Annotated in this window: 14 protein-coding genes; 10 read left to right on the top strand and 4 right to left on the bottom strand. The window is 57.7% G+C overall.

Annotated features, from left to right (window positions below; all coding sequences use genetic code 11):
• Nucleotides 1–180 (top strand): hypothetical protein (locus NLU14_RS11905; protein WP_275706746.1); only part of this gene is annotated, 180 nt, incomplete at its 5' end.
• 399 nt (nt 181–579) lie between these two features.
• Here NLU14_RS11905 and NLU14_RS11900 read toward each other — a convergent pair.
• Nucleotides 580–1,314, bottom strand: coding sequence for an SDR family NAD(P)-dependent oxidoreductase (locus NLU14_RS11900; protein ID WP_275706744.1), 735 nt, complete (start codon nt 1,312–1,314; stop codon nt 580–582).
• Between the two features lie 94 nt (nt 1,315–1,408).
• On the opposite strand from NLU14_RS11900, the gene NLU14_RS11895 reads away from it, so the two are divergent.
• From NLU14_RS11895 to NLU14_RS11855, 9 genes are all read left to right on the top strand, one after another.
• Nucleotides 1,409–1,774, top strand: a complete 366-nt coding sequence (locus tag NLU14_RS11895) for a winged helix-turn-helix transcriptional regulator (RefSeq protein ID WP_275706742.1) — start codon at nt 1,409–1,411, stop codon at nt 1,772–1,774.
• 328 nt (nt 1,775–2,102) lie between these two features.
• A complete protein-coding gene (locus NLU14_RS11890; protein WP_149600852.1) occupies nt 2,103–2,345 on the top strand; it encodes a type II toxin-antitoxin system Phd/YefM family antitoxin in 243 nt (80 codons plus the stop codon).
• Nucleotides 2,342–2,605: a Txe/YoeB family addiction module toxin gene (locus NLU14_RS11885; RefSeq protein ID WP_072822502.1), complete on the top strand. Its 264-nt coding sequence runs from the start codon at nt 2,342–2,344 to the stop codon at nt 2,603–2,605. Before NLU14_RS11890 ends, NLU14_RS11885 begins: the two co-directional genes overlap by 4 nt.
• Before the next feature lie 175 nt (nt 2,606–2,780).
• Entirely contained in the window at nt 2,781–3,146 is a 366-nt protein-coding gene (locus tag NLU14_RS11880) for a cupin domain-containing protein (RefSeq protein WP_275706739.1), read from the top strand.
• 120 nt (nt 3,147–3,266) lie between these two features.
• The gene (locus tag NLU14_RS11875; RefSeq protein WP_275706737.1) at nt 3,267–3,617 is read left to right on the top strand and encodes a DUF2200 domain-containing protein; all 351 of its coding nucleotides are present in this window, start codon (nt 3,267–3,269) and stop codon (nt 3,615–3,617) included.
• Between the two features lie 233 nt (nt 3,618–3,850).
• Complete coding sequence (locus NLU14_RS11870; protein WP_338040792.1) at nt 3,851–5,281, top strand: sensor domain-containing diguanylate cyclase; 1,431 nt, start codon at nt 3,851–3,853, stop codon at nt 5,279–5,281.
• A gap of 74 nt (nt 5,282–5,355) precedes the next feature.
• Nucleotides 5,356–6,222, top strand: coding sequence for an MBL fold metallo-hydrolase (locus tag NLU14_RS11865; RefSeq protein ID WP_275706735.1), 867 nt, complete (start codon nt 5,356–5,358; stop codon nt 6,220–6,222).
• A gap of 7 nt (nt 6,223–6,229) precedes the next feature.
• On the top strand, nt 6,230–7,954 hold the full coding sequence (locus NLU14_RS11860) for a SulP family inorganic anion transporter (RefSeq protein ID WP_275706733.1): 1,725 nt from the start codon (nt 6,230–6,232) through the stop codon (nt 7,952–7,954).
• A gap of 31 nt (nt 7,955–7,985) precedes the next feature.
• The gene (locus NLU14_RS11855; protein ID WP_275706731.1) at nt 7,986–8,645 is read left to right on the top strand and encodes an energy-coupling factor ABC transporter permease; all 660 of its coding nucleotides are present in this window, start codon (nt 7,986–7,988) and stop codon (nt 8,643–8,645) included.
• A gap of 17 nt (nt 8,646–8,662) precedes the next feature.
• Here the strand turns inward: NLU14_RS11855 and NLU14_RS11850 are convergent, their stop codons facing one another.
• The 3 genes from NLU14_RS11850 to NLU14_RS11840 form a co-directional block, all read right to left on the bottom strand.
• The gene (locus NLU14_RS11850) at nt 8,663–11,239 is read right to left on the bottom strand and encodes a PEP/pyruvate-binding domain-containing protein (RefSeq protein WP_275706729.1); all 2,577 of its coding nucleotides are present in this window, start codon (nt 11,237–11,239) and stop codon (nt 8,663–8,665) included.
• Nucleotides 11,240–11,246: 7 nt separating this feature from the next.
• A complete protein-coding gene (gdhA, locus tag NLU14_RS11845; protein ID WP_275706727.1) occupies nt 11,247–12,596 on the bottom strand; it encodes an NADP-specific glutamate dehydrogenase in 1,350 nt (449 codons plus the stop codon).
• A gap of 146 nt (nt 12,597–12,742) precedes the next feature.
• Entirely contained in the window at nt 12,743–13,798 is a 1,056-nt protein-coding gene (locus NLU14_RS11840) for a GGDEF domain-containing protein (RefSeq protein ID WP_275706724.1), read from the bottom strand.
• Nucleotides 13,799–14,010: the final 212 nt, after the last annotated feature.

The raw sequence follows: 14,010 nt of genomic DNA, 5'->3' as shown, positions 1-14,010 counted from the left end.
TGGAGCGTCTTCAGGCAGAATCTGCTAACAAGCCGCTCAATGGTGACGCCGCAGGCGGCGCACATTAGCGGAGCGTTAGCACCTAAAGAATCGGAGAATTTGTGCCGACACGAAAGAGAAGATCCAAAAAGAGACTCGACGCTGGTTCGCGGAAACATGATGCGCGAAGATGGCTTTTGAGTCGAGATGGTCCCCATCAGGATTACGTGTCGCGCTACGTTAAACGGTATGGTGTTTCGGAGGCTGCAGCGAAGGATGAGCTTTATGCTCTTGGATACCATGACGAGCTATTCCAAGAGGAGCTGGAAGCGCAGGGAATACAGTGGGAGTATATTGTTAACCCGTTGACGGGTGAATTGGTCCTCGTGCCTGAGGGCACAGAAGAACATGAGCTATTCATCTGATTTCGCAACAAGTGCTAACCAGGCAAGTCACGGCGACGGTTACTGCATTGCGGCTTCGCCTCCATTCCGCAACCGCGCGTGCTTAGCGGCGTTATGTGTAAGGGAAGCCAAAATTAAGGGGGTTAGATCAATCTGACCCCTTTTGGTTCATTGCCTCCCGCTCTCCGCCTAGCCCCTAAACCTGCGCGTAGCCCCCGTCAACGAACACCTCGCTCCCTGTCATAAAGCTGCTATCGTCGGACGCCAGGAACGCCACTGCGCCCGCGGTTTCTTTGGGGGCGCCCAGACGCTCAAGCGGTACGGTCTGTTTCATCTCGCTCAGGGCTTCGGGTGGGAGCAGTTCCATCAGCTTGTCTGTTTTGGTCGGGCCAGGAGACATGACGTTCACGCGAATGCCGGTGCCCCTGAGATCATGGGCCCAACTGCGCACCAGGTTTCGGACGGCCGCCTTGGAGGCGCTGTAGATGCTCATCGCGGGGGTGCCCATGCTGCCGACCGTGGACCCGGTGAGGATGATGGAGCCGCCGTTCGTCATCAGGGGCAGGGCCTTCTGGACGGTGAAGAGGGTGCCTTTGACGTTGATGTCGAAGATGTAGTCGTAGTGCTCCTCGGTGATCTGTCCCAGGCTGGCGAATTCGCCGACGCCCGCGTTGGCCACCAGGACGTCCAGGTGCCCTTTTTCTTTCTGGATCGTTTCGAAGACGCGGTCGAGATCCTCCGGCTTCGTGACATCCGCCTGGACGCTCCGGGCGTTGGATCCCAGTGCCTCAGCCGCGTTGTCGAGGACGTCCTGGCGCCGCCCGGTAATGAAGACGAAGGCGCCTTCTTCGATAAGGCGTTGGGCCGAGGCCAGGCCGATGCCGCTGGCTCCGCCTGTGATCAATGCGATTTTACCGTTTAGCCGACTCATGATTGGGTCTCCGTATGTGTTGACTCGATTAGCTTTCACGATATATAAGCCACTTACAAATGTTCAAGTATGCACCTTTTGGTAAGTACCCGTTATGGCGAAAGAAAACTCAGAAACCCCACGTTTCATTTGCGGCCTGCATGCGACGCTGCACGTGATCTCCGGGAAGTGGAAGCCTTTGATTGTGTTCTTTTTAAACAAGGGGCCGACGCGTTACGGCGAGCTCAAGCGAAGCGTCCGGGGCGTGAGCGATAAAATGTTGATCCAGCAGTTGAAGGAGCTGGAGTCTGACGGCATTGTCCGGAGAACCGACCATGGAGAGATCCCGCTGCGCGTCGACTACTCGCTGACGCCCTTCGGGACGAGTCTGGTGCGGGCCATGGAGCCGCTTTGTGGCTGGGGCGAGACGTACGAAGAGGACATTGCCGCGGCGATGGACCGCCGGAAAACCAGCCGGTAGGAAGCGAAGCCGGGTGGCGGTTGGTGGACAGGCACCTAATCATGCCATCCGGCGAGTCCTTCGGGTAAACCCGCACATTCAGTGTTCTGGTTCGTAGCGCCATGGGTCCTGTTGGTGCAAAGTATCTGGGAGTCGGCATTCGGTATCGGGTGCCAAAACAAAACAACGGGTGAACGGGCCCATAACCAGGCGGTCAACCGGACAGCTTACTCTGCGCTTCGCTTCGTTCCAGCTGCCGGTTATTGAGGCGTTATGCGGTACGTTCGTCTTGACGTACGTACTCATAGGCGTACACTTGGTGAAAAGTTGAACACGCAAGAGGTGCGTCATGACCGGAATCACAGCAACTGAGGCGCGCAGCAACCTATATCGGTTGATCGACGAGACCGCCGAGTCCCACCAACCAATCGTCATCATGGGTAAGCGGAACAAAGCGGTCCTGGTTTCCGAGGAGGACTGGTCTGCAATTCAGGAAACACTTTATCTGCTCTCCGTTCCAGGTATGCGCGAGTCTGTTCGTGAGGGGATGGATACCCCCGTGGATGAATGCGATGAGGAGCTGGACTGGTGACATGGAAGTTGGTTTACACCAAACAAGCACAGAAAGACGCAAAGAAACTGGCCTCCAGCGGCCTCAAACCAAAAGCCCAGGAACTGTTAGCACTGATAGCGGAAGATCCATATCGCAAGCCACCTCCGTTTGAGAAGCTCATTGGTGATCTTGCGGGAGCCTATTCACGCCGCATCAACATCCAGCATCGTCTGGTCTACCAAGTGCTCGAAGATGAGCGAGTGGTGAAAGTTCTCAGGCTCTGGAGCCACTACGAATAATGCATAATCAGCCGCTGTTGCCGGACATCAGTTTGGCAATGACCTGGCACGTATCGCAATTGACATTCGAGGTAACGATGCAGGCTAACAAGTGACTGTTGTCGGATGCGCCTACGCTGGCGCTCCGGCACGCCGCAAAGCCAGAGCGTTAGCGAGAAGATAGAGGTATACACCAATGCAATCAGACGTAGTTAATTTGGCCGAAAAGTTCAGAAAGTTTTCTGAACACTGGTCGCCACGCGTTGTCGCGGAGTTGAACGACTATCAGTTCAAACTGGCGAAATTCCAAGGCGATTTTGTCTGGCATGACCATAAGGATACGGACGAGGTTTTTCTGGTGGTCAAAGGGACGATGGGCATCGAGCTTCGGAATGGTGTTGTTCATCTATCCGAAGGTGAAATGTATGTAGTTCCCAAAGGCGTGGAGCATAGGCCCTTTGCTGAAAGTGAATGCCATGTTCTCCTAATCGAGCCCCGAGGAGTCGTTAATACCGGAGACTCAGGCGGCGGGCTTCAGGCGGAGAATGATGTCTGGGTGTAGCGGCAGTCGGCATGTGACGGACGACTGGCAGAAGATGTACATCCGGCGTCGGGGGAAGGTTCAGCATGCGGCCTTTGTATTGCGTGCTTGCGCGTCATTCAGGTCATAGGAGAAACCGTGGTGACCAAACACAAGATTTACAGTATGGCGTTTGCAAAAGTTTATCCGTACTACGTGGATAAAGCGGAACGCAAAGGTAGAACGAAGGAGGACGTTGATCAGATCATCTGTTGGCTGACAGGTTACGACACAATGGGCTTACAGCAACAGATCGATCAAGGGAACGATTTCGAGACGTTCTTTGCGCGAGCGCCCGCCATTCACCCGAATAGTTCGCTTATCAAGGGTGTGGTGTGCGGCGTTCGTGTGGAAGAAATCGAAGACCCGCTAATGCAAAAAATTCGCTACTTGGACAAATTGGTTGATGAGTTGGCGAAAGGAAAGGCAATGGAGAAAATCCTGCGGCAGTAGTCTCCCCAGGCGTTCCCGGAGAAGATGGGTTTCATTCAAGAAGTTCCTTTTCCTGACCACCGCAAAGCGCCTCGCGGCATATGTTCGCTTGCTCTACACTTCTAGTGGTAAGGCCCAACTCGGGCATTCCAAATCCGGAGTTACAGAGCATCTATGCCGCGATTTGATGATGAAGGGCCGCAAAGCCGGTCTCTGGAGCTGTTTCCAAAGCTGGCTGCAAGTGTGCCGGGGTACTGTTTATTTACCAGCGCAGTGCCGATGGCCAGCGCCATCGTTACCCTTTCGTCAGTGACCGTGCCAGAACCCTGTTCGGTCTTGATCCGGAGGACCTGCATCAGGATGGTCAGGAAGTGTTCCGGATTATACATCCCGAAGACGCTGCCAGTGTCGCCGCCAGTATTGAGGAGTCCGCCAGGAAGCTCACACCCTGGCAACATCAGGCCCGGATGCGCCTTGCCAGCGGAGACTATCACTGGTTTGAGTCAGACTCGGTCCCGGAGCGCCAGGCCGATGGTAGCGTGCTCTGGTACGGCCAGTTCAATGATATTCAGCCGTTCAAGGATCTCGAATTTTCCCTGCGTGAGAGTGAAGCGGAATTTTCTTTCCAGGCCGGCTTCCAGAAGCTGATCGCGCGGTTGTCCTCGGACTTTATTAGCCGTGGATTTGGCAATATTGATCTGAGCATCAACCGGGTGCTGGAAGCCATCGGGCAGTTTTTCGAGGTGGACCGGGCCTACCTGTACCGGTTTTCCGAAAAACGAACGGAGATGACCAATACCCATGAATGGTCCCGCGATGGGGTTGAGTCGCTGATCGACACCCAGCAGCAGGTGCCAATTGATACCTTTGCCTGGTGGCACCGCCAGGTCGAACTGATGATCCGGGAGAACCGGGTGGTGTTTATTGAGGATGTGGCGGCGCTGCCGGACGAGGCCGGCCCGGAAAAGGCCTTGCTGACGGAGCAGGGGGTGTGCTCCATGTTCTGTGTGCCGGTACGTACCCGCGGTATGGTGAGCGGGTTCTTCGGGGTGGACTCCCTGAGCCACAGGGTATGGCGTACAGACCAGGCGGACCTGCTGATTATTGTTTCCGGGCTTCTATCCGGCGCGTTGGAGCGGCATCGGCTGGAAGAGGAATTACTGAATCAGTCCATCAGGGACCCGTTAACCGGGCTTCATAACCGCCGCTACTTCTACCCCCGGCTGGACGAGATGATTGCCTTGTGGCAGCGGGAACAGCAACCCTTTGCCCTGGCGATGTTCGACATCGACCATTTCAAGGCGATCAACGATACCCAGGGCCACCTCGCCGGCGACTATGTGCTAAGGGAGTTTACCGGCATCCTGCTGGAACAGACCCGCGCCATGGATGTGGTGGCACGCTACGGCGGTGAGGAATTTGTGGTGGCCTTCTCAGCCACGGACCCCCAAGCGGCGACAGCACAGGTCAGCCGGATCATCGAAAAGGTCCGGGGCTACGATTTCCTGTTTGACGGCAATAAGATCTCCGTCACCGTTAGTGCCGGTGTTGCAGGCACCGGTGGTGAGGGTGCAGGTAATCTGACGCCTGAGCAACTGATTGGTGACGCGGACGACAGGCTCTACGAGGCCAAGCAATCCGGTCGCGACTGTTTCGCGGATATATCAGGGCCATCGCGTATATAAGAAAAGATCATTTCCCGATATATGCAATTTAGGTATATGCTTAGAACATAAATGTCATCCGGGAGGTGATAACCATGGCTAACCCCCTTGTCCAGCATTTCTTCGACGAACCGACCAACACATTCAGTTATGTGGTGAGCGACCCCGACAGCAGCGCCTGCGCCATCATTGATTCGGTTCTCGATTTTGATTACGCCGCTGGCAGGACCGACGTACGCTCTGCCAACCAGATCATCGATTATGTGCGCCGGCAGAAGCTGACGGTTGAATGGATCATCGAAACCCATGTGCATGCCGACCATCTTTCCGCTGCTCCCTACCTTTACGCTGAGCTGGGCGGGAAAACCGGTATCGGTGCACATATCGTTGAGGTGCAGGAAATATTCGGTAAGGCGTTCAATGCCGGGACCGAATTTGCGCGGGATGGAAGCCAGTTTGATGTGCTGTTCGAAGAAGGAGACCGTTTCCGGATTGGCCAAATGGAGGGTCGGGTACTGCATACGCCTGGCCATACCCCTGCATGCCTGACCTATGTGATCGGGGACGCCGCCTTTGTGGGCGATACCCTGTTCATGCCGGATTATGGAACAGCCCGTTGTGACTTCCCTGGAGGCAATGCCCGCGTTTTGTACCGGTCTATCCAGAAAGTACTGGCGTTACCGCCGGAGACCCGTATTTTTCTCTGTCACGATTATAAGGCTGAAGGCAGGGAAGCGTTCCAGCACATGACGACAGTGGCTGAACAGCGCCGTAGCAACGTGCATGTGCATGAGGGGATTTCCGAAGACGATTTCGTGAAAATGCGAACAGCGCGTGATGCGACGCTGGGCATGCCGAGGCTGATTCTGCCATCGGTTCAGGTGAACATGCGGGCAGGGCACCTGCCACCGGCGGAAGACAATGGTCAGGTGTACCTGAAAGTGCCGGTGAACCTGTTCTGAGGTGGAAATGAACCTGAAACAGTACCTGCCTTTCCTGGATTGGCTGCCGGCCTATCGGCGTGAGCACGCCGTCAGTGATCTGGTGGCCGCGGTGATTGTCACCGTGATGCTGATTCCCCAGTCCCTGGCTTATGCGTTGCTGGCGGGGTTGCCGGCCCAGGTGGGCTTGTACGCCAGTATCCTGCCGTTGGTGCTGTATGCCCTGTTCGGTACCAGCCGTACCCTCTCGGTTGGGCCGGTGGCGGTGATTGCACTGATGACGGCCGCAGTACTCGCCCCGGTGGCCGCGGCCGGATCCCCGGAATACATTGCCGGTGCGGTGTTACTGGGGGTGATGTCGGGGCTGATGTTGCTGGTGATGGGGATTTTGCGGCTGGGGTTCCTGGCCAATTTTCTCAGTCATCCGGTGATCTCGGGGTTTATCACCGCATCCGGCCTGGTGATTGCGGCCAGCCAGTTGAAACACATTCTTGGGGTTGAGGCGTCGGGCCACAACCTGATTGAGATTGGCTCATCGCTTGCGACCAATATCGGCCATACCCACCTGCTCACGATGCTGGTGGGTGTCGGTGCGCTGGTTTTCCTCGTTGTTTCCCGTAAATGGCTTAAGCCCCTGCTGGCGCATTTGGGGCTTGGGGCCCGAATGGCGGACCTGCTGACCAAGACGGCCCCAATCCTGGCGGTGGTTGTAACCACCTTGCTGGCCTGGGGTTTTGGGCTGCAGGCGCAGGGTGTCGGCGTGGTGGGGCAGGTTCCCCGGGGGTTGCCGGAGTTCACCCTGCCGCCCATGGAGTGGTCACTCTGGAAACAGCTGGCGGTGGGGGCCCTGCTGATCAGCATCGTCGGGTTTGTGGAATCGGTATCGGTGGGGCAAACGCTGGCGGCCAAGCGGCGCCAACGCATCGACCCGGACCAGGAACTGATTGGCCTTGGTGCCGCGAATCTGGGGGCGGGGTTTTCCGGCGGCATGCCGGTTACGGGTGGTTTCTCCCGCTCGGTGGTGAACTTTGACGCCGGGGCGGAAACCCCCGCCGCTGGCTTGTTCACTGCCATCGGCATTGCCCTGGCAACCCTGTTACTGACGCCCGCGATTGCCTACCTGCCTACCGCTACCCTGGCGGCGACTATTATTGTGGCCGTGGGTACGTTGATTGACCTGCCCGCACTGGCCCGAACCTGGCGCTACTCCCGCTCCGATTTCGGCGCCATGCTGGTAACCATCCTGCTGACCCTGCTGTACAGCGTGGAAGCGGGTCTCGTTGCCGGTGTTGCTCTTTCCATCGGCCTGTTCCTGTACCGGACAAGCCGCCCGCACAGTGCGGTGATCGGGCGTGTGCCGGGTACCGAGCATTTCCGCAATGTACTGCGTCATCACGTTGAACTGTGCCCGAAGGTGGCTTTCCTGCGAGTGGATGAAAGCCTCTACTTCGCCAATGCCCGCTTTCTGGAGGAAACCGTGATGGATCTGATCACCCGCCAGCCTGAACTACAGGATTTGGTGCTGGTGTGCCCGGCGGTCAACCAGGTGGATGCTTCCGCTCTGGAGAGCTTGGAAGCCATCAATGAACGGTTGCACGATGCCGGCGTCCGCCTGCACTTATCCGATGTCAAAGGGCCGGTCATGGACCGGCTCAAAGACACGGCCCTGCTGAAAAAACTGGGGGGTAAGGTCTACCTTAGTGCCTTTGAAGCCTGGCAGGCGTTAACCAGGCCCGCCACCGAAGCGGTCTGACCTACGCCCCCCGTCCAGGAGCACTCGTACCATGGGAATGACAGACAACCTGCTCTCTGCCAGCCAGTTGATTGTCACTGGCCTGATCTTCCTGGCCATCCTGGTGGCGGCCGTGCGGGGGATCGACTGGCCGGAGTTTCGTCGCGACCAGGCCCTGCAGCATTCGTTTTTCGGGGCGGCGGTGGTTCTGGGATTCGTCTGGCAGCTGAGGGCGGGTATCTCCCCGGGGCTGTCAATCCACGTGTTCGGTATGACGCTGATTACCCTGATGATGGGGTGGCGGCTGGCGGTGCTCTCTGGCTTGCTGGCACTGGTGATTACAGTGATTACCGGGCGGGAACCACTGGTAGCCTTTGCCGCCAATGGCCTGGTCACGGTGATGGTTCCGGCGTTGGTGAGCCACGGCATCATGCTATGGGAGCGGCAGCGGAATTTCCGCAATTTCTTCGCCTATATCTTCTTTTGCGGTTTTTTTGGTGCCGGCATCTCGGTTGCCGTGGCGGGCGTGGTGATGTGCGTGATGTTGTGGTCCGCTGGTGTGTACACCTTTGCCGAACTGATCCACGAATACCTGCGCTACCTGCCCCTGTTCATGATTCCCGAGGGGTTTGTGAATGGCGCCTTCGTGACGGGCTTGATGGTGTTCCATCCAGACCGGTTGATGACCCTGGATCAGCGCCGTTATCGCTGAGCGACGCAACCCGGAGGTCACTCCGTGAAGTAACAGACCAACTGCTGGCGGACGATATCACCCCTTAACTGGAGTGGCCTGTGGGTAACGTCATGAACCCGGACAGCGGCCGTTGGCGAGGGCGTTTCTGATTGCGAAGCGGAAGTATCCCCCAGATGTTCCGGAACATACTGACAGCAGCTGTTCTCAGGGAACAGAGCGGCGTAGGCAATGCCGGTTTCCACCAGGTCCTGGAAGAAATGGGAGCCGTAGGACAGGTCCGGAACCATCTGGCCGGCTTTCTCGGAAACCTCAACCAGGGCTGCCACGCCAGCGATGTCTGAAAAGCGAACCGGAACGCCTAATTCCGGGCTGCCGGTGCCCCACCGGCCAGGACCGATCAGCAGGGTCGGAATATTGGTCGACCGCACCTGCTCTCCTACAAGCCGGGCCACCTCATAACGCTGGCTGGTGTTGAGGCCGGCATAGATGGACGCGTCCACGCGGATCACCCGCTGGATGGTGAGATTGATGTTGCCGCCCATGAAATGGCCATCAGTCCGGAACAGAAGTTTGTCGTCCGGCAGGTAATCCGGGATGCTCACGGGGCCGGATTCACCTACGGTGGCCAGGGGCCGGCATTGCACCAGATTGAAGGACGGATCGCCCTGTTCATCCAGATGCAGGGTGAACTCGACATCCACCGGGTGCCGGTAGCCGGTCTCCAGGGTCTGTAACAGGCTGGATAGCCTGGCGATAAAGGCCCCTTTCTGCACCAGTGGCCGGAAGGTCAGGCGCCAGACCGGGCTTTTCAGCCCGATCTGTTCAGCCCGTGTGGTTGCCGCCCGGTCCACTTCCGCCAAGTGTTCCATCGGAAGGTCGGCGGTGCTTTCCAGCAGTTGGCTCAGGGGGCGGGTGTCCAGAGTGCCATCCTGCAAGTCCAGCAGGTCAACAAGGTGCTGGGAGTAGCGGTAGGATTCATCCTGGTTGCGAAAAGGTTGCCGTGTCGGCTGGTCCAGTGCCATCACACAGGCATGGTCCCCCTCAATCCGGTCCACCGCACGTGTGCCCAGCCCCATAACCAGCCGTACCATGCCGGCTTGCGGGTCCATGGTGCTGTCCCAGGCGAAGGTGTTGCGGGAGACTCCCACCCCCGCGGCATCCGGCAGGTAGTAACGGCCATGGAAACGGCCGTTGACCCGCTGTATCAGCAGGGCCATGGGCTCTTCCCGTTGGTCGAGCCCTCGCTGTTTACGGTAGTGCAGTGCATCTTCACTCATGGAGGAGGCATACACCTGACGGATGGCGTTTTCCAGGGCGGCAAGCCGTTGCTCCGGTGCGCCCTGGTTGATCAGGAACACGCTCTCGTATTTGCCCGCAAAGGCATTGCCGAAGCCGTCTTCCTGCAGGCTGGATGAGCGCACCAGGATCGGGTACTGGCCATAATGATCCAGCAGCCGTTCCAGCTCAGTACGGATTTCATCGGGGAACCGACCGGCAGCAATGCCTTCTCTCAATGCCTGCGCCTCTGTCAGGTAGCCGGCTTCCGACCGCTGGCGCATGATCGCCGGCCACAGCCCGTTGTGCACCAGAAAGGCGTAATAGGCATCGGTTCCCAGGTAGCTTGAATCGTGGGGTTCCAGGTGCTGCTGCCACAACTGCGGCGCTTCCTTTAGCAGGATGTTCCTGGCAATCAGCATACCGGTGGCTTTGCCACCGATGTAACCACTGCCCACCATCCGGCTGCGGATACCCAGCAGGTCTTCCAGTGACAGGTAGCGCCGTGCCAGTTCCAGAATCTGTGGGTCCCGGCTGATCAGTACCCGCAATACCTGTTCCTGCAGGTCAGCGATGCGGTTTTCATCCTGTTCGGAGAGTGCCCGGCTGGCTTCCTGGAACAGCCGGTCCCAGTAATCCAGCAGTGGCTGGCGGTGCAGGTGTTCCAGTTCCAGGCTGGCCTGAAGCCGGGTGGCTTCGCTGCTGTCGGTGATTGGCTGGAACCGGCTGTCGTGCTCCCGGTGAGGCAGGAACATGGTGGGCGACTGCCGGCGCCAGGCCTTGATGGGGTGAATCTGAACATTGTCACCGTGGCGGTGTATGTCGATCATCACCTGGGTCGTCTCGCGGATGCGATCCAGGGTCCTGCGGGAGTGGCGGTCCGGATGCAGGGCGAACCAGGCCACGGTGTCCAGCTCATACAGGAACGGGCAAACCACCCGGAAGAAATTCCCCACCATGGCGTCGGTGGCCCAGGCATTGAGCAGTTCGCTGAGGCTATCGCACACGTAGAATGCGCCACGGCCATGCTGCTCTATCAGATGCCACACTCGGCTGGTGAAGCTTTCGAAGCCGCCAAGGGCATCGATTTCGATGGTACGAACCGCAGGGTGCTGTTCAATGATGGGTGGGTGTTCGCCAAAACGAAGATAGATGATCTGCCGGTTGGCATCGGCGGCGGCGTCCAGGAAGGGAAGCACGAAGCGGCGGTAGTCCTCCAGATCTGACACCCGCCAGACCACGTTATCGCCAATGCGCAGGCCATCAAGAACCTCGTCCAGCCCGGACAGTCCGGTGGAAACCCGGTCTTCAGGCTGGAGAGGCTCGTTACTGGTCATGGCAGGATCAGATCACGCCCATGGCGTTCATCGACCTGGCAACGCGAAGGAAACCATTAACGTTGGCGCCCAGCACATAATTGCCCTCTGAGCCGAACTCGGCGGCTGTCTCATAACAGTTCTTGTGGATATCGATCATGATTTCCTCAAGCCGCTTCTGAGTGTAATCGAAGGTCCAGGTGTCACGGCTGGCGTTTTGCTGCATTTCCAGCGCGGAAGTGGCGACGCCGCCGGCGTTGGCGGCCTTGCCCGGGCCGTAGGCGAGTTTGGCATTCTGGAAAATATCGATGCCTTCTGGCGTGGTGGGCATGTTGGCGCCTTCGGCTACCGCGATGCAGCCGTTCTCAACCAATGTTTTGGCGTCTTTGCCATTGAGCTCGTTCTGGGTGGCGCAGGGCAGGGCCACGTCACAGGGCACGGTCCAGATATTGCCGCCTTCCACATATCTCGCGTCCTTGTGGAACTCAGTGTAGGCGCTGATGCGACGGCGCTCCACTTCCTTGATGCGCTGGAGAGTCTGCAGGTTAATGCCTTTCTCGTGCACGATCATGCCGCTGGAGTCGGAGCAAGCAATAACCTTGGCGCCCAACTCATGGGCTTTTTCGATGGCATAGATAGCCACGTTACCCGAGCCGGATACCACCACGGTTTTGCCCTCCAGGGAGTCACCACGGGCCTTCAGCATTTCATGGGTGAAGAACACGGTGCCGTAACCGGTGGCTTCGGTGCGGGCGCGGCTGCCGCCCCACTCCAGCCCTTTGCCAGTCAGCACGCCGGATTCGTAGCGGTTGGTGATGCGTTTGTACTGGCCGAACAGGTAGCCGATTTCGCGGCCGCCCACGCCGATGTCGCCGGCCGGAACGTCGGTGTATTCGCCAAGGTGGCGATAGAGCTCCGTCATCAGGCTTTGGCAAAAGCGCATGACTTCGTCGTCAGACTTGCCCTTCGGGTCAAAGTCGCTGCCACCCTTACCGCCGCCGATGGGCAGGCCGGTCAGGGCGTTCTTGAAAATCTGCTCGAAGCCAAGGAATTTGATGATGCCCAGGTAAACGGACGGGTGAAAGCGCATGCCGCCCTTGAAGGGCCCCAGCGCACTGTTGAATTCGACACGGAAGGCACGGTTGATGTGAATCTCGCCGCTGTCGTCCTGCCAGGGCACACGAAAGATAATCTGGCGTTCAGGTTCGCAGATGCGCTGGATGATTTTTTTGTCGGCGAATTCGGGGTGCTTCACCAGAACAGGGCCAAGAGTCTCAAGGACTTCATGGACAGCCTGATGGAACTCACTTTCTCCCGGATTGCGGTGCAGTACGTCCTGGAAGATGGGTTCCAGCTTTTCGTCGAGTTTTGCGATCATGAGAGATAAGTTCCCGTGTAGTAAGCCGCCATAGGATGGGGCACGCAAGAAAAAGGGCATTGATTGCACCACAGGGGTGCGTATTTTGGCAAGTTGGCAAGAGAGTTCCGTGGGGCTTTGGCGAGGCCTGATGAGGAGTTGAGCCTTCAACTGACGTTTCCCGGATGCCTGTTGTCAGCTGGAATAATCTGGTTTCGGCCGGCATCCTTGGCATGGTATAGCCGACGGTCTGCCTCACGAACCAAGTCTCGAAGGGTGTCGCCGTCTGTTCCGAATTCCGCCACGCCGCCACTGAGGGTCAGGCGGATCACATCGTTGTTGACATGCAATGGAGTAGAGGCGACGGCAACGCGGATTTTCTCGGCCACCTCCAGGCCCTGCTGGCTGTTGGTGTTGGTTAGCAGTATGCCGAACTCCTCACCGCCCAGGCGTGCTGGCAGGTCCGTGGCACGCAGGCATTCCCGGAAAATGCGGGCAACGTGTTGCAGTGCCATGTCGCCGGTTTCGTGGCCGTAGCGGTCATTGACCGCCTTGAAGTGGTCCAGATCCAGCGCGAGGATGGTTATTGGGGTGTTGTAACGGCGGGCCCGCTGCTGTTCCCGTTCGAAGATATCGCTGAGCCTTGCGCGGTTGGCAAGGCCGGTAAGGGTGTCGGTCTGGGCAATCTTCAGCAACTGGCGCTCGGATTGTTCCCGGGTGACTTCGTAAACATGGGAAAACACCAGGATGCACAGGGAAATCACGGCGATGTTGGTGATTGGCAGGGCCTGCATCATATCTGCCTGCCCCTGATGCTTGAACATGAAAATGATCGCAGCGACGCTCATGTAGAAAACCGCGACTGCCAGCCCCAGTCGTCGCCCCATGAGCAGGTGCGAAATGATCGGAATCAGCAGGACCCAGGCGTGTACAGTGGAGGTAGCCCGGGGAGTTATCATCGCAAACATCATGGCGGTGAAGAACGGAATGGCGTAAGCGATGATCCAGCGTTCAAGATGCCGGGTATAGCGGATAGCCCTGAAAACAAAGATGGCGTAGGCGCCCATTGCCATTTCAACGGCGGCAAGCACATAACTGCCCGTTGAGATGTTCAGAGCTGCGAAAAGCGCTCCTCCCATAATGGTAAGGACCAACAACGCCTTGAGTACCGCCTTGCGATAGGGGCGCGCCAGTTCTCTCAGAGGTTCTTTGTAGCTTTCCATGCGGCGAGATCTGCAGCGGCCCGGTAACGGGATGTTTCCGGGCGGTAAAAATATGTAGGTAATGTAAGCACAAGTAAAGAGGGGCGAATTAGATCAGATTTTCGGCAAAAAGTGATGCCAATTAAGACTAAAGTCTTAGTAAATCTGATAATAAAATGGAACGCTCAGTAATGTTGCTCCGAATCCAAAAGCGGATTCGGGCGGTATAGTCC

This window comes from Marinobacter iranensis (genome assembly GCF_029207565.1).
In the GTDB taxonomy this organism is placed as follows: domain Bacteria; phylum Pseudomonadota; class Gammaproteobacteria; order Pseudomonadales; family Oleiphilaceae; genus Marinobacter; species Marinobacter iranensis.
The sequence above is the reverse complement of the archived record's forward strand: the minus strand, read 5'-3'. Positions and strand labels throughout refer to the sequence as shown.